This window comes from Thioclava sp., from assembly GCF_048263065.1.
Taxonomy (GTDB): domain Bacteria; phylum Pseudomonadota; class Alphaproteobacteria; order Rhodobacterales; family Rhodobacteraceae; genus Thioclava.
Map to the genome: position 1 here is coordinate 1 of NZ_JBLXEM010000005.1, position 16396 is coordinate 16396.

16 protein-coding genes are annotated in these 16396 nt (G+C 61.3%); 1 reads left to right on the forward strand and 15 read right to left on the reverse strand.

What is annotated here, in order from left to right; translation table 11 throughout:
* Positions 1-177 precede the first annotated feature (177 nt).
* The 15 genes from uxuA to ACN0SD_RS08655 all read right to left on the reverse strand — a co-directional run bounded on the left by uxuA (position 178) and on the right by ACN0SD_RS08655 (position 14098).
* Positions 178-1368, reverse strand: coding sequence for a mannonate dehydratase (uxuA, locus tag ACN0SD_RS08585; protein WP_417807824.1), 1191 nt, complete (start codon positions 1366-1368; stop codon positions 178-180).
* Between the two features lie 105 nt (positions 1369-1473).
* Positions 1474-2370 carry a sugar kinase gene (locus ACN0SD_RS08590; RefSeq protein ID WP_417807825.1) on the reverse strand — a complete coding sequence of 299 codons (897 nt, stop codon included), beginning with the start codon at positions 2368-2370 and terminating at the stop codon, positions 1474-1476.
* A gap of 184 nt (positions 2371-2554) precedes the next feature.
* The gene (locus ACN0SD_RS08595) at positions 2555-3298 is read right to left on the reverse strand and encodes an SDR family NAD(P)-dependent oxidoreductase (RefSeq protein WP_417807826.1); all 744 of its coding nucleotides are present in this window, start codon (positions 3296-3298) and stop codon (positions 2555-2557) included.
* An 85-nt stretch (positions 3299-3383) separates the two neighbouring features.
* On the reverse strand, positions 3384-3716 hold the full coding sequence (locus ACN0SD_RS08600) for a cupin domain-containing protein (protein ID WP_417807827.1): 333 nt from the start codon (positions 3714-3716) through the stop codon (positions 3384-3386).
* A gap of 559 nt (positions 3717-4275) precedes the next feature.
* Positions 4276-4515, reverse strand: coding sequence for a hypothetical protein (locus ACN0SD_RS08605; protein ID WP_417807828.1), 240 nt, complete (start codon positions 4513-4515; stop codon positions 4276-4278).
* Positions 4512-5234, reverse strand: coding sequence for a cobalamin biosynthesis protein CbiX (locus tag ACN0SD_RS08610; protein WP_417807829.1), 723 nt, complete (start codon positions 5232-5234; stop codon positions 4512-4514). The genes ACN0SD_RS08605 and ACN0SD_RS08610 overlap by 4 nt, the downstream gene beginning before the upstream one ends.
* Positions 5218-6813 carry a cytochrome D1 domain-containing protein gene (locus ACN0SD_RS08615; protein ID WP_417807830.1) on the reverse strand — a complete coding sequence of 532 codons (1596 nt, stop codon included), beginning with the start codon at positions 6811-6813 and terminating at the stop codon, positions 5218-5220. The genes ACN0SD_RS08610 and ACN0SD_RS08615 overlap by 17 nt, the downstream gene beginning before the upstream one ends.
* On the reverse strand, positions 6788-8026 hold the full coding sequence (gene nirJ / locus ACN0SD_RS08620) for a heme d1 biosynthesis radical SAM protein NirJ (RefSeq protein ID WP_417807831.1): 1239 nt from the start codon (positions 8024-8026) through the stop codon (positions 6788-6790). Before nirJ ends, ACN0SD_RS08615 begins: the two co-directional genes overlap by 26 nt.
* A 3-nt stretch (positions 8027-8029) precedes the next feature.
* Entirely contained in the window at positions 8030-8509 is a 480-nt protein-coding gene (locus ACN0SD_RS08625) for an AsnC family transcriptional regulator (RefSeq protein ID WP_417807832.1), read from the reverse strand.
* Positions 8506-8979 (reverse strand): Lrp/AsnC family transcriptional regulator, encoded by a 474-nt coding sequence (locus ACN0SD_RS08630; RefSeq protein ID WP_417807833.1) that lies wholly within the window; start codon positions 8977-8979, stop codon positions 8506-8508. Before ACN0SD_RS08630 ends, ACN0SD_RS08625 begins: the two co-directional genes overlap by 4 nt.
* A 1-nt stretch (position 8980) precedes the next feature.
* Positions 8981-9973, reverse strand: a complete 993-nt coding sequence (locus ACN0SD_RS08635) for an Lrp/AsnC family transcriptional regulator (RefSeq protein WP_417807834.1) — start codon at positions 9971-9973, stop codon at positions 8981-8983.
* Between the two features lie 5 nt (positions 9974-9978).
* Positions 9979-11136 carry a cytochrome D1 domain-containing protein gene (locus ACN0SD_RS08640; RefSeq protein ID WP_417807835.1) on the reverse strand — a complete coding sequence of 386 codons (1158 nt, stop codon included), beginning with the start codon at positions 11134-11136 and terminating at the stop codon, positions 9979-9981.
* On the reverse strand, positions 11133-11477 hold the full coding sequence (locus tag ACN0SD_RS08645; RefSeq protein ID WP_417807836.1) for a c-type cytochrome: 345 nt from the start codon (positions 11475-11477) through the stop codon (positions 11133-11135). The genes ACN0SD_RS08640 and ACN0SD_RS08645 overlap by 4 nt, the downstream gene beginning before the upstream one ends.
* Complete coding sequence (gene cobA / locus ACN0SD_RS08650; RefSeq protein ID WP_417807837.1) at positions 11470-12240, reverse strand: uroporphyrinogen-III C-methyltransferase; 771 nt, start codon at positions 12238-12240, stop codon at positions 11470-11472. The genes ACN0SD_RS08645 and cobA overlap by 8 nt, the downstream gene beginning before the upstream one ends.
* 79 nt (positions 12241-12319) lie before the next feature.
* Entirely contained in the window at positions 12320-14098 is a 1779-nt protein-coding gene (locus ACN0SD_RS08655; protein ID WP_417807838.1) for a cytochrome D1 domain-containing protein, read from the reverse strand.
* A 131-nt stretch (positions 14099-14229) separates the two neighbouring features.
* Between ACN0SD_RS08655 and ACN0SD_RS08660 the strand changes: the two genes are divergently transcribed.
* On the forward strand, positions 14230-16287 hold the full coding sequence (locus tag ACN0SD_RS08660; protein ID WP_417807839.1) for a 4Fe-4S binding protein: 2058 nt from the start codon (positions 14230-14232) through the stop codon (positions 16285-16287).
* The last annotated feature ends 109 nt before the right edge of the window (positions 16288-16396 follow it).

Below are 16396 nucleotides of genomic sequence, written 5' to 3' on the forward strand. Positions count from 1 at the left end.
TGAGCCTTGATGCTCAAACACCATCCTGACCGCTCGTGCGCGGACCTCGGGCGAGTAGCGATTTGCCATTTTGCTTTTCGTCATAACCATCATCCTTACTTAAGTTGATGGTCTCCGACAAACTCGGGGCGATTCAGTGAGAGACCTGCCGAGAGCTTCGCGATAGCGACAAAACGATCATGACGGCCCTGTACTCGCCAGCGCCAACATTGCGCCGCGCAACTCCGCCAGCCCTTTCAACCGCCCGATTGCGGGGTAACCGGGGGCACTCTTGCGTGTGTGATCATCGAGAATGTTCTGGCCGTGATCGGGGCGCATCGGGATCTTCCAGTCGGCGCGCCCCTCGGCGCGACGGCGGGTCTGTTCGGCAAGTGCCGCTCGCATCACCGCGACCATGTCGGTCGAGCCGCCGAAATGATCGGCTTCGTGGAACGAGCCGGGAACGGGGCCGTCCTCGCGTTGCACGTTGCGGAAATGGTAGAAATGGATGTGCTGGCCAAGACGCTTCAGCATCTTGGGGAGATCGTTGTCAGGGCGCGCGCCAAGACTGCCGGTGCAAAAGGTTATGCCGTTGGCGCGCGAGGGCACAGCCTTCACCAACCAGTCGTAATCGGCCTCGCATGACATGATCCGGGGTAGCCCTAGAAGCGGCCAAGGCGGATCGTCGGGATGACAGCACAGCCGCATATCAAGCCGTTCGGCACTGGGCACAACGGCCTCAAGGAAGGCGCGCAGATGGCCACGAAGTTGCTCGGAATCGATTTTGGAATACGCGGCGAGACGCGCGCGCAGGGTGTCGAGCGTCCAGTGTTCCAGCGTGCCGGGCAGACCGGCCAGAATGTTGCGGGTAAGCTGGTCTTTATCGGCTTCGCTGAAGCGCGCGATCCGGGCGCGGGCCTGCTCAATCACCTCTGGCGGATAATCTGCTTCACCATCTTCGCGCGCTAAAACAACAAGATCGAAGCCCGCGAAATCGATCAAATCAAAGCGCAGCGCAGTCGCCCCCGACGGCATCGGTGCGGCCAGATCGGTGCGCGTCCAGTCGAGCACCGGCATAAAGTTGTAGCAAACAACCGAGATGCCTTCCTGTGCGAGATTCTCCAGCGAGGCAATCCAATTGGCGCAATGCTGAACCGCCTCGGGCGCGCCGGTGCGGATCGCCTCGCTGACGGGCAGGCTTTCGACGACATCCCAAGTCAGCCCCGCCGCTTCGATGATCTCGCGGCGCGCGCGGATTTCGGCGCGCGGCCAGACCTCGCCCGGTGGCAGGTGATAAAGTGCTGTCACGATTCCTTCGGCCCCAGCCTGCCGGATTTCGGACAGCGTCACGCTATCATCAGGACCAAACCACCGCCAAGTTTGTCTCATAGCCGATCAGCCTTTCTGCCGATTGCGCCAAATTTCAAAGATGCTGGGTGCGGGTGACGGAGTGCGCATTTACGGTTTCCCCCTTTGGGTTCTCGGCTCATGCTATCAGGGATCGACGGGCACAAGCGCGCCTTTGCCCTGCACGACTTGCCCTGCCAATCGGCACGCCCGCGCGATGCTCTCTGGCAGGGGCATGTTTCCTTCAATGCCCGCGAGGATTGCGGCGTTGAAACTGTCCCCTGCCGCGGTTGTATCGACCACGCAGGACAGGGCTGGCACCACAACGTTTCCGCGCGTATCGCCCTGACGATAGCAGACCGGTGCGCCCCCGTTCTTGACGACGATCGTCGTTGCACCGGCTGCGGCGTAGCGGTCTGCGGTCGCCGTGGGATTGGCATCGTCAAACCAGTCTGCTTCGTCCTCAAAAGAAGGCAGGGCGATGTCACTGACGGCGGCGCCTTGCATGACGGCCTTGGTCATCTCGGAGGGGTCAGACCACAGACGGGGGCGCAGATTGGGATCAAACGCAATCGTCTTGCCAGAGGCACGGGCCTTGCGCAGGGCATTTAATAGCGTTTCGCGTGACGCCGGGCTTAAAACAGCCAGCGTGATTCCCGAGAAATAGATCAAGTCCGCTGCGGTCATCGCATCGGCTAGTGCCTGCGGGTCGTCCGCTAGGTGTCGAGCTGCCGACTGCCCCCGCCAATAGGAAAAGCTTCGTTCGCCGTTGTTGAGCGAGATCAGATATAACCCAACCGTGCGATCAGGAACGGTCTGAACGTGGCTGTCGTCGATTCCGCTTTCCTTGAAGGCATCGCGCATTTGCTGCGAAATCGTGTCGCTGCCCACGGCCGTGAAGAAAGAAACGGCGTTCTCAGGTCGTAAACGGGTCAAATACCACGCCGTATTGAAGGTATCCCCGGCAAACCCCAAGGAATATTCATTTGCTTCGCCCGTCGGGGCGAGTTCGGCCATGCATTCGCCAATCGCAAGAAAGCGCATCTTGTTATCCGGGTTGAGAGTGGAAATTAAAGCGGCGCGCGGGATTGCGACCGCTCAAGGCGCGGAGGGGCGGCAGGCACGGCACCGCTATCAACGGGAGATGCGCGCGCAGCCCCTGCCGGGGCGCATCAGTGCCGAGCTTGTATATGATTTTATCAGCCATATTCACGCCCCGTTCTTGGTATCAGCTAAAGAGCATCCCACCATTGATGTCGAGATTGACGCCGGTGATGAAAGCGGAGTCCTCAGACGCAAGGAAGACCACCAAATTAGCGATATCGTCGGGCGTGCCCTGACGTTTGAGCGGCGCTGCGGCCTCAACGTTGCGACGAACCTCATCCTTGGTGTGGACGTTGTGGAAATCTGTGTCGATCATGCCCGGGCACAGTGCGTTGACGCGGATTTTAGGGCCCAGCTCTTTGGCGAGACCGCGCGTCATCGTCATGACGGCGCCCTTGGATGTCGCGTAGGCGACCGCACCCGGCCCGCCACCGTCACGCCCTGCCTGGCTGGCCAGATTGATGATCGCGCCTGATTTCATATGCGGCAAACAGGCCTTTACCATCAAAAACGTGCTTGTCAGATTAAGATTCATCACGGCCTGCCAATGCTCTAACGACATTTCTGCGATGGTCTTGCGTGCAATCAGGCCGCCGGAATTGTTAACCAGAATATCGACGCCGCCGAATTCTTCTACAGTCTTTGCGACCAGCGTTTCGACGTCGGTTTGCGCGTTCAAATCGCCCTGCAATGCAAAAGCCTTGCCGCCCGCTGCACGTATCTCCTCAACGGTGCGATCTGCGCCAGCGCTGCTGGAGAAGTAGTTGATTGCGACATTGGCGCCTTGGGCCGCCAAATGCATGGCGCAAGCGCTTCCGATATCGCGGCCACCACCTGTTACGATCGCGGTTTTTCCCTGAAGTTTCATGCTGTTTCCTTTTCGTCAAGCGGGTTGGGTAGTGGGCGGCTGGTTTGGGCCCTCTTCTTTGAAATCATGCGCGAACTGCGTGATCTCAAAGAAAATCGGCGCGACACGGGGTGAAGATATCCAGCAAAACGCCGGACTCGAGGCATACGGCACCGTGTTCGATATTGGGCTGCTTGTAGGTGGAATCGCCCGCCGAAAGGATCTTTTTCGCACCGCCGATATTGAACTCAAAACGCCCCGATAGGATGTAGGTGATCTGCTCGTGCGGATGGCTGTGCAGTGCCCCGACAGCGCCTTTCTCAAAATGGACTTCGACGCACATGAGATTGTCGCTATAGGCTGTGACCTTCCTCTTGATCCCGTCGCCGAGGTCGAGAAGCTCCATCTCATTGCCGGGAAAATAGTTGGTTATCTCCATTGTAGCCCTCCAAGATGCATTTTGTGTTCAAGTGCTTGCCGGTGTCGTTCCGCGTTTTGCCTGTCTCTTCATCATGACGCTGAACGTGGTGTCACTGGCGTCCGTACAAGAGAGAGCGGCAGCGTTGCCTTGGGGAACGGGATCTGAGGCAGGACCACCCGAGCGGTCTTCGATGCCAAATACGACGCCACCAGCCCCCTTTGACTGCATATCCGAGGCCATGGCCAACAAAGCCGGTTTCCAGCGTTAGATTTCTTGGCTGATGGTTCATGCGATCCTCCGGCACATTGGGCGACTAGTATGCTACTTTGAGGTTTGACGGATTGCAATCTGGGATTTCGATAACGGTCCAAGATCGGGCCGCGCGGTATGCCCAAAAACGAGAGGTATCGCCGTCTGTGGGCCAATAAAAGCGCTGGCTTAATGCAACGCCGTGGCTCGAACTTGAGTGGCGTCATGATGGCTGAGGTTCAATTCTGTAGGGCAGCATCCTTCCGATGCAGCTGCCGGGCAATTGTCGACGGAATGTGCTAAAGTGCAGATATGCCGATCAGGCATTTTAGGACGGGGTACGCTCGGCCTCGGCGATCAGGTGCTGCACCCAGCGCGCCGCCGCCCATGTCGCGGGCAGGCCCAGCGGGATCGCCGCCAGAACCGCATTCAACGGGGTGATTGCCGCCACGCCAACCGCCTGAAGCATCAAGAACAGCATGAAAAGGTTGATCGCAACGGCGGCCGCGACGAACGGGTAAAGCGCAAGGAGAAGTTTCCACGAGGGCAGAGGTTTGCGCAGCTTCATATGGTCGCCTCCTTTGGCTGTCCGATCTGGCGCAGGGTGCCTTGCGCGATCAACTCTGGCACCTCGTTCCATTCGATGAAGGGGGGCAGGACCGGGCCACTAAAGCCCGCCGCGCGGAACGCTTCGGGCAGGTCGCCTTCGACATGGCCCGAGCGCAGGGCGAAGAAAGCGAGGCACAGCGCCTGACCCAGATCGCGGGCGGCGTCGGTTAAGAAAGGTTCCTGCTCGACGAACCCGGTCGTCACGCTGCGAAACGCAATTGCCTGCGCCAGTTTTTCGGCAAAGGCGCGCGGCGCATCGGCGCTGGTTTTTGAGCGCGCGCTGCCATGGGCGGCAAGCAGAAGGGCGGTGTCGCGGCTGGCCCAGCCCTGCGATTGCAGCGTGGCGGTGAGCCGTGCAGCCGCGCAAGCTGGCAAGGCGGGATCAACGCCAAAGGGGGCGAGCTGTTTAAGGCCCAGCTCTGATGTTTTCCCGGCAAGGAAACGACCCGTGAACCAGCCCTCGGACATGAAGAACGGATAGACCACGGGCTGCCCCAGCCGCGCGGCGGCAGCCTCGAAACAACCCTCGGCCGCCAGCGTCGTGCCCTCGACGCGCCAGCCCGGCAGGTGTTCGGCCACGGCGCGGCCCAACGCGCGCAACGCCTCTTCCTGTGGCTCAGGTTCGGACGGGCTGCCATGCGCGACAATGAGCAGGGAGGGGTCAGTGACTGGTGCCATCGGAGAATGTGATCTTGTTCCAAACATTGTATTTCCCCGAGGGTTTGCGCATCGGCAGGCGGCGCAGTTCTTCGAGCGTTTTGGCATCGTAGACGATCACCGCGCCGTCGTCTTCCCAGATCGAAACCAAGGCATATTTGCCATCGCGGGTGAACTCGATATGCGCCACGGTCTTGCCCGGCGCGGGGTTGAGCGTTTTGACAATCTCCAGCGTGTCCTTGTCGATGATATGCATCTTGTCCTTGTTGGGGCCGAAAAACACATCGGCCCAGACATAGGGCGTATTTTCATGACTGCGCAGGAAAAACCCGGGGCCAAGCGTCTCGATCGTCTTGACCAGCGACCAATCGGCGGTGTCGATCACGCTTAGACGCCCTTCGCGCAGATGCGGCGTGGCCATCACTTGTCGGCCCTGACTTTCCCACGAGATGCCAGACCCAAGATGTGGCATTCCGGGCAGCGGCAATTGCGCGATTTCACGGCCCACGTCGAGATTGACGACAACCCCCTTGTCGCCCGAGCGGCTGGCCCCGATCAGGATTCGGTAATCGGGGGTGAAGAAGAAATCGTCCAGCGGCTCTGCCACCTCGATCCGGCGCCGCGCGAACAGACCCTGTTCGGAGCCAAGCGATTCCTTCATCGCCACCTCGTGGCTGTGAACGAAGCCGTCATGAAACGGGCCTGCATCTTCGGTTGTGCCGATCTCCCAGATCTCGGGCGCGTCCTTGAGCGCAAGGATAAAGCTTTGACGCTGCGGTGCCTGATAAACCGCAGAGACGCGGCTTTCGCGCCCATCACGGGCGACGATGCGGCGCACCTGCGCGGGTTTCAGATCCTCGGTCGACAAGATGCTCAGCGTGTGGGGCAGGTAATTCGCCACCGCCAGCCATTTGCCATCCGCGCTCATCGCGATGTTGCGCGAATTGATGCCCGCGCGGGTGCGGCCCACCTCTTGCAGCGACCAGATATCGTATTTCTGCACCCAGCCATCGCGCGACATCACGAAGACATAGCGCCCGTCGGGTGAAAACTTCGGACCGCCATGCACGGCGAAGGGCGTGGGGAAGCGATCAAGCACCACGAACGTGTCGCCATCCAGAACGCTGATGTGATGATCGCCGGTTTCGACCACTAGCGTGATGTTCATCGGATCAGCATCAAAGACGGGTTTGTCGGCGGCTACGTAATCGGGGTTCATTTCGCGCGCGGCGAGAATATCCTTGGCCGTCCAGTCGGGGATATGGTCGAGCGGCGTCTCGATATAGGCGGCAACGGCGGTGATCTGATCGGGCGTTAACTGATCCGCGAAGGCGGGCATCTGCGTCGCCGCGCGGCCATGCGAAACGACGTCTTCCAGCGAGGCACCACGCAGCCGCGCCAGCGATTCCGGAATCAGCGCCGGACCAATGCCGCCAAGGCGGCTTTCGGCATGACATGAGGCGCAGAGATCGTTGTAAATCGTCTGGCCCTGCTCCTCGGCGCTCAGGTGACCGGCGGCGGCAGGAAGGGACAGCCCCGCCACCGCCAGCACGCGCGCCCCTTGGCGCAGGCGTTCAGAAAAAGCGGTGTTCCGGATCATTTCGTTTGCCTCGGAATGGTGTAACGGTCAGCCGTTCGGCGTCGCTCAGGGAGTCCTGATCAAGCCCGATTTCGGCATTGGAAAGGTAGCAGGCCGGATCCTCGGCCCAAGGGTCGCCGGTGATTTGCAGCGCGCGGATACGGGTATTGCCGCCGCAGACGTCCTTGAAGGCGCAGGCACCGCACCTGCCCTTAAGCGGGCGCGGACGCTGGCGCAGCGTGGCCAGCATCGCGTCATCGCCGTTCCAGAGCTGTGTAAACGGCGTCTGCTTGACGTTGCCGACGGTGTAATCCGACCAATAGGTATCGGGATGCACGGCGCCGGTGGGCGCGATATTGGCCACGCCCAGACCGCTGGAGTTCCCACCCCAAGCGCGCAGGTGATCCTCGACATGGGCCACGCGCTCTGCGTTAAAATGCTTGCGCGCCCATTGCAGGAAGTAGACCGCATCGGCATCATTGTTGCCGGTCACGATTTCCAGCGGCTCGTCCTCGGCGACGGCGACCCATGCGCGTTCGATCAAAGTATCCATGGCGCGGCGGGTGCGCGCGTGCTGGGTGTCCTCGCCCCTGTTCTTGTCGCCCCGCCCGGCATAGACGAGATGCGAAAGATAGAACTTGTCCACCCCCTCGCTGTCGCACAGGTCCAGCATATCTTCGAGCATATGCGCGTTGCTGTCAGTGATGGTGAACCGCAGCCCCACCTTGATGCCGCGCGCCTTACAATCGCGCACCCCTGCCAAAGCCTCGTCAAACGCGCCGTCCTTGCCGCGGAACCAGTCGTTCTGCTTGCCGATCCCGTCGAGTGAAATGCCAACGTAATCGAACCCGATATCGGCCACCCGCGCCGCCGTATCGCCAACAAGTTTGGTGCCATTGGTGGACAGCGCAAGGTAGCGGAACTTCAGCGCCCGCGCGCGTTCCGCGATATCGAAGAAATCAAACCGCGAGAGCGGCTCGCCACCCGACAGGATCAGCGCGGGGATGCCAACGCCCGAAAGATCGTCCAGCACGCCCATCGCTTGTTCATGGCTCAGCTCGAAGGGGAAATCCACATCCGCCGAAACGGTATAGCAATGCCGACACTTGAGGTTGCAGCGCCGCGTCAGGTTCCAGATCACCACCGGCTTTACGCCGCCGATGCCGTTGCCACGGCGCACCCGCACCGGGGTTGGGTTCACCAGTTGCTGCATGTATTGGGTGAGGCGAAACATCGTTCAGCCCTCCTTTTTAAGGCGCATGCCGGTCTTTTTCAGGATGCGGGTGGAATAGAGAATATCGCGCTCGTGGCAGGCATCGCCGAGGATGTCGGCGATCTCGCCCCGATGCGCTTCGACTGCGTCGCGGTTGGGTCCGTGGATCATCGCAAACAGGTTATAGGGCCAGCCCTTGGCGCGGGGGCGCAGGTAGCTATGGCTGACGAAATCAAGCGCGCCAACCTTTTCCCCCAAGGTCTCGGCATGGGCATCATCCACGTCCCAGACGCTCATTCCGTTGGCGATCATACCCAGCGCATAGTGATTGGGGGCGATGGCAATGCGGCGCACGATGCCCTCTTTCATCATCCGCTCAAAGCGCGCGATCACCTCACCCTCTTGCAGGCCCAGCCAGCCAGCCACCTCGGCATAGGGCGCAGGGACAAGCGGCAGGCCGCCCTGCGTTGCCGAAAGGATGCGTCTGTCTGTTGCGTCGATCATGCGTTTACCCGGAACCCTATGTAAAACTCCTTCAGTTTTGGAAAGCGCAGCACGGTCAGACCCGTTTCCGCCTCGATCCGGTCCGCCGTCTTGTCGATATCGTCAGGCCGGTCGCAGGCCAGAACGAACCACATGTTCAGTCGGTGGATACGTTCATAATTATGCGCCACTTCCGGGTGAGCATTGACCAAAGTCATGACCTCTTCGAAACGCGCCTCGGGCACCTCCATCGCACAAAGACAGAACTCGCCCCCCATCGCTTTGGCATCAAGGAACGGACCGAACCGCGTGATCGCGCCCAGTTCGCGCATCAGCGCGACCCGCTCGACGACCTCAGATTCGCTTAAGCCCAGATCGGCAGCGATCGCGGCGAATGGGTGCGAGGTCAGCTCGATGCCATCCTGCAGTCGGTTGATCAGCGCCCTGTCGATGTCATCAAGCGCGTCAGGGGGCAGGGGGGTGCGTCGCATGTCAGGCCTCCCTGTTGCGGGTGTTGGTCAGGGCCGCGCCGGTCTGTTTGAAGCAGCGCGTCGAGAAAAGCACCTGATGCTCGATACCCGCCAACTCGGGCAGGGCCTTGGCGCGTGCGAGCACCTCATACGCCTCATCGCGGGATCGGGCGTGGATCATCGAAAACAGGCCATAGCGCCACAGGTCGGGCACGGTTTGGCGCTGGTAGCAAAGCGTGACGCCAGAGAGACTGGCCAGTGCGGTGCCAGCGGCCTCAATCCCGTTTTCGGGCACGTCCCAGACGACCATGGCATTGGCGTTCCAGCCGATCCGGCGATGGCGAACGATCACGCCAAAGCGCGAGACGATCCCGGCCTTGATCAGCGCGTCGGTGCGCGCGATCACTGCGGTTTCGGGACGGCCCAGTTCCTCGGCCACCGCCTTGAACGGGCGCGGGCAAAGCGGCAGGCCCCGTGACATGAGATGCAGCAGGGGGCGGTCGTCTTCGCACAACGCATCAAGGTCGATCTGTTTGCGGGTCAGCGGCTGCGCGCCCGTGCCCAAAAGCGAGAAGCCAAGGTCGATGTTGAACGGCCGCAGAAGCCGCAGGTCGAGCAGGGTCAGCCCGGTGTCACGGCGGATGGCGTCAAGCGTTTGATCAAGGTGCGCGCTATCGCTGGCGGTGACAACGAACCAAAGGTTCCATGCGTTCTCGCGCAGGTAGGAATGGTTCACCTCGTCATGCGCGCCGACCTGTGCCGCGACCTCCTCCAGCCGCGCCTCGGGCACGGCCAGCGCGGCCAGCGTCGAGGCCCCGGCGGTATTGGGTCGCACTGTCGCCCCGACGCGCGTAATGACCCCCTCGTCGCGCAGGGCAGTTAGATGCGCGATCACCTCGACTTCGGTGCTGCCCAACTGCTCGGCCATCCACGCAAACGGGCGCGGGCAGGCGGGCAGACTGCGCTGGAAATCGTCCAGCAAGCGGCGGTCGAGGGGGGCGAAAGCGTCCAGCATCGCGTTCACAGCCCCGGTTGATGCGCACGCGCGGTGAAGAAGATGCCCGAGGGCGACTGGGCCGCGATCTCGGCCTTCTTCTCGAAGCTGCGGGTGTCATAAACGATGATCTTATTGTCATCGCGCGAACTGATCCAGACTTCGGCGCCGCGCGGGGCGAATTCCATGTGCAGGATGGCCTTTCCCGGGTTCAGCGTTTTGACCACCTCATGCGTGCGGCTGTCCACCACCTGAACCACGCCGTTCAAGGGGGTCGCGAAGTTGACCCAGACATAGGGCGAGGCGGGTTGCGCGATCACGAACACGGGTTGGCCATGGACCTGTGTGCGCCCCACTTCCGCCAGCGTTTCACGGTTTACCCACAACAGCTCGTGACGGCCCACGGCGGGCAGGACGAACTGCCCTTCGGTAAAGGCCCAGCCCTGAAGGTGGGGCATCTTGTAGACCGGCATGTCGTCTTCGATCTTACCGTAATCTTTCAGAAACTTGACGGGCTTGGGGGTGTCTGACCACAGGTCAATCGCGCTGACGCCTTTTTCACCAAACAGCCCGATCAGGTAAGTATGCGCATCATCCGTCACCACCGCATCGAACGGGTTTTTGCCGACCTCGCCCAAATCGGTGATCACCGGCGTCTCGCCCGAGAAATCGCCCATGAACGCATGGCCTGTGTCCCAGACCGTCCAGACGAACCGCCGCCCGGGCAGATCGGCGAGACCGATGGTCTTGCCATCGGCGGGGACGTCAGCGACCAAATCGAGCGTCTTGGCATCAAACACCTTCACGCCGCCGGGCGTGTAGTTCGAGACCGCCACCAGCTTGCCATCATCTGAAATCGCACCGCCAATGGAATTGCCCGCCTGAATCGTGCGCGCGACTACCTTTTGCGTCAGCATATCGACCTTTGAAAGCCCGCCGTCGCGCCCGAAGATATAGGCAAACCGTTCATCGGGCGAATAGGACATTGAGGCGTGGGACAGATCGCCCAGCCCCTCGATCCGGCCAATGGCGTCATGTTCTGAGCGGTCGATCACCAGAACCGAGCCGGTGGCGCGTTCGACCACTAGCCCCAAGCCACCCGTGGCGCGGGACTGATCGGCATCCATCCCAATCGCGGCAAAGGGCAAAAGGGCGAGGGCGGTCGCGGCGAGAATGCGTTTCATTTCTCTGTCTCTCCTTGCAAAAGGTAGTCTGCGATCCAGCGCGCCTCATCCTTGCTCAGAAGTGGGCGCCAAGGCGGCATCGCCGTTCCCGGCACACCATTAAGGATGATCGAGGCCAAAGCGCCCGGATCGGCTCCGTCGAGGGCATCATGCGTAAGCGGCGAGCCGAGCCCGCCCTTCATGGTCAGCCCGTGGCACGAGCCGCAATCTTGAATCACCATGTGCTCCAGCTCGGCGGCGCGGGGGGCAGGAATGCGACCGTCGACCTCGGCCCCGACCGGGGCAGCGGCGGCAAGCCCCAGTGCCAGCAGAAGGGCGGCGATGGCGCGGGCGTCAGGCATAGGCCGCAACCTCGGCGGGCAGGGCCGCAGCTTCGTAAAGCGAGACGACATGGCCCACGACGAACAGCACCGGCGCGGCCAGCGCGGCCCCTTCGACGTCATCCGCGATGGTTTCAAGCGTCGAGAGCAGCCGCTTTTCGCGCGGCGTAGTGACCGAGGCGATGGCCATCACCGGCAGCGCGGCAGGCAGGCCGTTGCGCATCAGCTCGCCGGAGATATCGCCGATATTCATCGCGCCCATATAGATAACCAGCGTGGTGTCTTCGCAGGCGAGGCTCGACCAGTCGAGATCGAGGGTCGCATCTTTCGCACGATGCCCGGTGACATAGCGCACACCGCTGGCCAGCCCGCGATGGGTGAGCGGGACGCCGGTCGAGGCCGCGGCGCCCTGAGCTGAGGTGATGCCGGGCACGTATTCATAGGCCACGCCAGCACGGCGCAATTCCTCGGCCTCTTCGCTGCCGCGCCCGAAAATCAGGGGATCACCGCCCTTGAGACGCACGACCTGCTGGCCCTGAAGCGCCAGTTTGACGAGGATGTCGTTGATCTGTTCCTGCGGCACCTTGTGCCGCTTGGGCATTTTGCCAACGTCGATCCGTTCGACGCGATCGGGCACCAGTGCCATGATCTCGGGCGAGACGAGACGGTCATAGACCACCACATCGGCGGCCTGCATGGCCTTGAGCGCCTTGACCGTCAGAAGGTCGGGGTCGCCGGGGCCGGCGCCGATGAGGAAGACTTTGCCGCGTGTCAGGTCTTTCATGGCTCTATCTTTCGATTGGCTTTCGATTGGCTTTGAAGAAGGGTGCGGAAGGGAGAAGCCCCCTTCCGCGAGAAGACGATCAGTAGACGTCTTCTTGAGTGTTATAGACGTTGAACTTGCCGGTCGGCGTGATCAGGCGCGGGTCCTTGATCACCTTCTTCAGCTCCAGCGTCTTGTCATCCACCACGACGATGGCCGAGGTCTTGTCCTTGGCGTTCCAGACGCTGAACCAAACCTCGGTGCCCTGCTTGTTGAACTCGGGCTGAACCACACGCGGTTGACCATCGGCGATCCCGGCCCACTCGCCAATCGGCAGGGTGGTAAATTCCGGCTCGACGCCTTCTTTCATGTCGCTGATCTTGAACACGGCAACCGAAGCAGACGTCTCGGCATCCGGGTTAAGCGTTGCATCGACATAGAGGTTGTCCGAATTCGGGTGCGTCTTGATGAACAGCGACCCACCGCCAAGCGCATAGAAGCTGTCGGCGATCTTCCAGGCCTGCTCGGGGTGACCTTCAGGATCGGTGCCGATCAGCGCCACCGAGTCGTCGCCAAGGTGCGACGTGGCCCAGACAGGACCGTAGTCGGGGTGCACGAAGTTCGCACCACGGCCCGGGTGGGGCGTTTCGCCACCGGTTTCGGTGATGGCGACCAGCTTGCCCTCTTTGGTGTCGATCACCACCAGCTTACCGCGCGCGTTGGCCGCGGTGATGAAGTAGCGATGGGTGCGGTCGAGACCGCCATCGTGAAGGAAGCGTTCGGCTTCGATCTCGGTGGTTTTCAGGTTTTTCAGGTCGGTGTAATCGACCAGAAGGATCTTGCCGGTTTCCTTGACGTTGATGATGAACTCCGGCCGATAGTGGCTGGCCAAGATCGCGGCCACGCGCGGTTCGGGGTGGTAGGTCTGCTCGTCATAGATGTTGCCACGGGTGGAGACGATTTTCTTCGGCTCAAGCGTGTCGCCATCCATGATCACGTATTGCGGCGGCCAGTATGCCCCAGCGATCGCGTATTTGTCCTCCCAGCCTTTCATTTTTGACGTCTCGACCGAACGGGCTTCGATGCCGATCTTAATCTCGGCAATGGTGGCCGGGTGTTCCATCCACAGATCGATCATGTTGACCCTAGCGTCACGCCCGATCACGTAAAGATACCGGCCCGAGGCCGAGATCCGGCTGATATGCACCGCATAGCCGGTCTTGATCACTTCGCGAATGTCGTAGGTGTCGCCGTCAATCAGCGCGATTTCACCCGAGTCGCGCAGCGTGACCGACATCAGGTTGGAGATGTCGATATCGTTCATCTTCTTGGTCGGGCGATCTTCGGGCGCCACAAGAACCTTCCAGGATTTCATCATTTCGGGCATGCCGAATTCGGGCGGCGTGGGCGGCTCGAGCAGCACGTAGCGCGCCATCAGATCGACCTGCGCCTCGGTCAAATCGCCCGAGGTGCCCCAGTTGGGCATCCCGGCGGGTGAACCGTAGGTGATGAAGGCGTTCAGATGGTCATAGCCAAGTTCGCGGGTGACGTCTGGCGTCAGTGGCTTGCCTGTCGCGCCCTTGCGCAGAACGCCATGGCACCCGGCGCAGCGTTGGAAATAAATCTGCGTGCCCTGCTGGAATTCCTCTTGGGTCATGACCGGGTCGCCTTCTTTGCGACCGGGGATCTCAACCTGGATTTCGGCGAGCGTGGTCATCGACGGAATGTAGCTATCCGCAGGCTTGTCCCCATGCACGACCTTTGGATCATCGGGAATAGGTTTGTCGTCTTGTGCCCACACCGTACCTCCGGCGAGCATTAAGGCCACGGCGGCGCTGCTCAGGAGTAGGCGTCTGGCTGTGGTCGTTGTGATTCTCATGGCTAACTCTCCGTTGCGTGGGTAAGGCAATTCAAATTAGGCACACGAGCAATCACAAAACCTTGACTTTTCTCAAGGACGAGTCACGCGGGATCGGAAATGCTTAACGGATCGGAACTGCGATAGCGGCCATGTTCAGAACCAAACGTTTCCTCATCTTTCTCTTCGTCTCTCTGGTTATGGCCACGGCCGCGACCGCGCAGGTCGTCGGGCCAAACGCCTCGGTTCCCGCGACAGCGCCGGACCGGGCGCTGGCGCAATCGCTTCTCGGTATTTCCCCGCCGATCACCATTGAGCGCGTCGAAGAGGGTGTGCCGGGTTGGACGGTGTATGATGCGCGCGGACTTGCGGGCTATATTGGCTCGACTTGGGAAATTGCGGCGTCTGTGGGCTATTCCGGTCGTCCGCTTGAGGTGCTGATTGCAATCAGCCCCGAGGCGGTGATCACCGGGGCCAAGCTGGTGCGCCATAACGAGCCGGTGCTGACGCTGGGCATTTCCGAAGAGGATATCGCGCACTATGTGTCAGGCTTCGCCGGGCATGACCTGCGCAAGCCGTTCAAGGAGGTCGAAGCCGATCTTCCCGATGTGATCAGCCGCGCGACCGTCTCGACCGGCGTGATCCGTGACGGCATCCTGCGCACCGCGCGCACGCTGTCTGCCGGGCGCGGCCTGATCGACATCGGCGGCGGGGTTGATCGGTTGACGTGGCATCCCGCAGTCTGGAGCGACCTGATCGAGACCGGCGGGCTGGCCGAGGGGCGGCTCAGCATGGAGGATGCGTCAAAGGTTTTTGCCAAGGCCAAGGTGGCGATCAAACCGGGCGATGGCGATTTTCTGCATCTCTGGGCCGGTCTGGCCGATCCGCCCACGGTGGGGCAGAATCTTTTGGGGCAGCAGGAATACACCGCCGCCATCGGCGGGCTGGCCCCGGAAGAAACCGCGCTTTTGGTGATCTCGTCGGGGCTTTATTCCCATCGCGGCACCCGTTGGCGGCGCTCGGGCGTGTTTGATCGGCTGACGCTGGTTCAGGGCGACACCCGGTTGCAGCCATCCGCCGAGAGCTATCACATGGTCAAGCGCCTGCGCATCGAGGGCGCGCCAGAAGTAAAGGAAATCAGCCTCTTTCAACTACCTGCCGAAATCGACCCTCTTTTGCCGTTCACAATCGAGGTGCGCGCCACCCGATCAGGCGAAAACGGCGACGAGATCGCAACCGTCGTCAAGACCGACTACAGCTTGCCCGAGGCCTATCGCACCGCGCCCCCCGCCGAACCCGAGCCGCTTTGGCGGCGCGCGTGGCAAGAGGATCGGCTGTCCATCGCCATCACCGGAGCAATGCTGGTTGCGCTGATGCTGCTGTTTCTTGCGCAGGAATGGGTCACCCACCGCCCGAAGCTCTGGCGCGGTTTGCGGCTGAGCTTTCTCGCGGTCACGCTTGTCGTCTTGGGCTGGGGGCTGGGCGGGCAGCTCAGCATCGTGCAGGTGGTGGCCTTCCTGCATTCGCTGCTTAACGGCTTTCGCTGGGAGACCTTCCTGATCGAGCCGGTAATCTTCATGCTCTGGGGCTTTGTGGCGCTGGGGCTGCTGTTCTGGGGGCGCGGTGTCTATTGCGGTTGGCTCTGCCCGTTCGGCGCGTTGCAGGAGCTGCTTAACGCGGTGGCGGTAAAGCTGCATATCAAGCAGATTGAGGTGCCCCAAGCGCTGCACGAGCGGCTCTGGATTCTGAAATACACCGCTTTCGTGGGGATCGTCGCGCTGTCGTTCTATTCGATGCATGACGCGCTGGTGGTGGCCGAGATCGAACCGTTCAAGACCGCGATGTCAATGCGGATGATGCGCGCTTGGCCCTTTGTCCTGTTCGTCGTGGCGTTGCTCGTCGCGGGGCTGTTCATCGAGCGGTTCTATTGTCGCTATCTCTGCCCGCTGGGCGCGGCGCTGGCGATCCCGTCCAAGTTCAAGATCTTCGACTGGCTGCACCGTCGCCCGCAATGTGGCCGCGAGTGTCGGCTTTGCGAAACCAAATGCACTGTCGGTGCGATTGATCGCGTGGGGCGCATCAACCCCAATGAATGTGTGCTGTGCCTGCGCTGTCAGGTGATCATGAACGACGATGCGCAATGCCCCGTTCTGAAACGCCGGGTGCGCACGCAAACGCCCACCACCCCCGCGCAAACGTCGCGCGATTGACTTTGGTCAAGACGCCCCCTCAAATCCTGACTTAAACTATCAGAAAACTACAAAGGCGCTGTCATGGTCTACTCTCATATCGTCATTGTGCAATTTGTCTGCGCCGCCT

What these genes read in the sequence shown, in the direction of transcription:
- ACN0SD_RS08625 (WP_417807832.1), bottom strand. Translation starts at nt 8,509, where the DNA reads ATGATCGACGCAACAGACAGACGCATCCTTTCGGCAACGCAGGGCGGC.
- cobA (WP_417807837.1), bottom strand. Translation starts at nt 12,240, where the DNA reads ATGAAAGACCTGACACGCGGCAAAGTCTTCCTCATCGGCGCCGGCCCC.
- ACN0SD_RS08645 (WP_417807836.1), bottom strand. Translation starts at nt 11,477, where the DNA reads ATGCCTGACGCCCGCGCCATCGCCGCCCTTCTGCTGGCACTGGGGCTT.
- ACN0SD_RS08615 (WP_417807830.1), bottom strand. Translation starts at nt 6,813, where the DNA reads ATGATCCGGAACACCGCTTTTTCTGAACGCCTGCGCCAAGGGGCGCGC.
- ACN0SD_RS08660 (WP_417807839.1), top strand. Translation starts at nt 14,230, where the DNA reads ATGTTCAGAACCAAACGTTTCCTCATCTTTCTCTTCGTCTCTCTGGTT.
- ACN0SD_RS08595 (WP_417807826.1), bottom strand. Translation starts at nt 3,298, where the DNA reads ATGAAACTTCAGGGAAAAACCGCGATCGTAACAGGTGGTGGCCGCGAT.
- ACN0SD_RS08640 (WP_417807835.1), bottom strand. Translation starts at nt 11,136, where the DNA reads ATGAAACGCATTCTCGCCGCGACCGCCCTCGCCCTTTTGCCCTTTGCC.
- nirJ (WP_417807831.1), bottom strand. Translation starts at nt 8,026, where the DNA reads ATGTTTCGCCTCACCCAATACATGCAGCAACTGGTGAACCCAACCCCG.
- ACN0SD_RS08635 (WP_417807834.1), bottom strand. Translation starts at nt 9,973, where the DNA reads ATGCTGGACGCTTTCGCCCCCCTCGACCGCCGCTTGCTGGACGATTTC.
- ACN0SD_RS08605 (WP_417807828.1), bottom strand. Translation starts at nt 4,515, where the DNA reads ATGAAGCTGCGCAAACCTCTGCCCTCGTGGAAACTTCTCCTTGCGCTT.
- ACN0SD_RS08600 (WP_417807827.1), bottom strand. Translation starts at nt 3,716, where the DNA reads ATGGAGATAACCAACTATTTTCCCGGCAATGAGATGGAGCTTCTCGAC.
- ACN0SD_RS08590 (WP_417807825.1), bottom strand. Translation starts at nt 2,370, where the DNA reads ATGCGCTTTCTTGCGATTGGCGAATGCATGGCCGAACTCGCCCCGACG.
- ACN0SD_RS08630 (WP_417807833.1), bottom strand. Translation starts at nt 8,979, where the DNA reads ATGCGACGCACCCCCCTGCCCCCTGACGCGCTTGATGACATCGACAGG.
- uxuA (WP_417807824.1), bottom strand. Translation starts at nt 1,368, where the DNA reads ATGAGACAAACTTGGCGGTGGTTTGGTCCTGATGATAGCGTGACGCTG.
- ACN0SD_RS08655 (WP_417807838.1), bottom strand. Translation starts at nt 14,098, where the DNA reads ATGAGAATCACAACGACCACAGCCAGACGCCTACTCCTGAGCAGCGCC.
- ACN0SD_RS08610 (WP_417807829.1), bottom strand. Translation starts at nt 5,234, where the DNA reads ATGGCACCAGTCACTGACCCCTCCCTGCTCATTGTCGCGCATGGCAGC.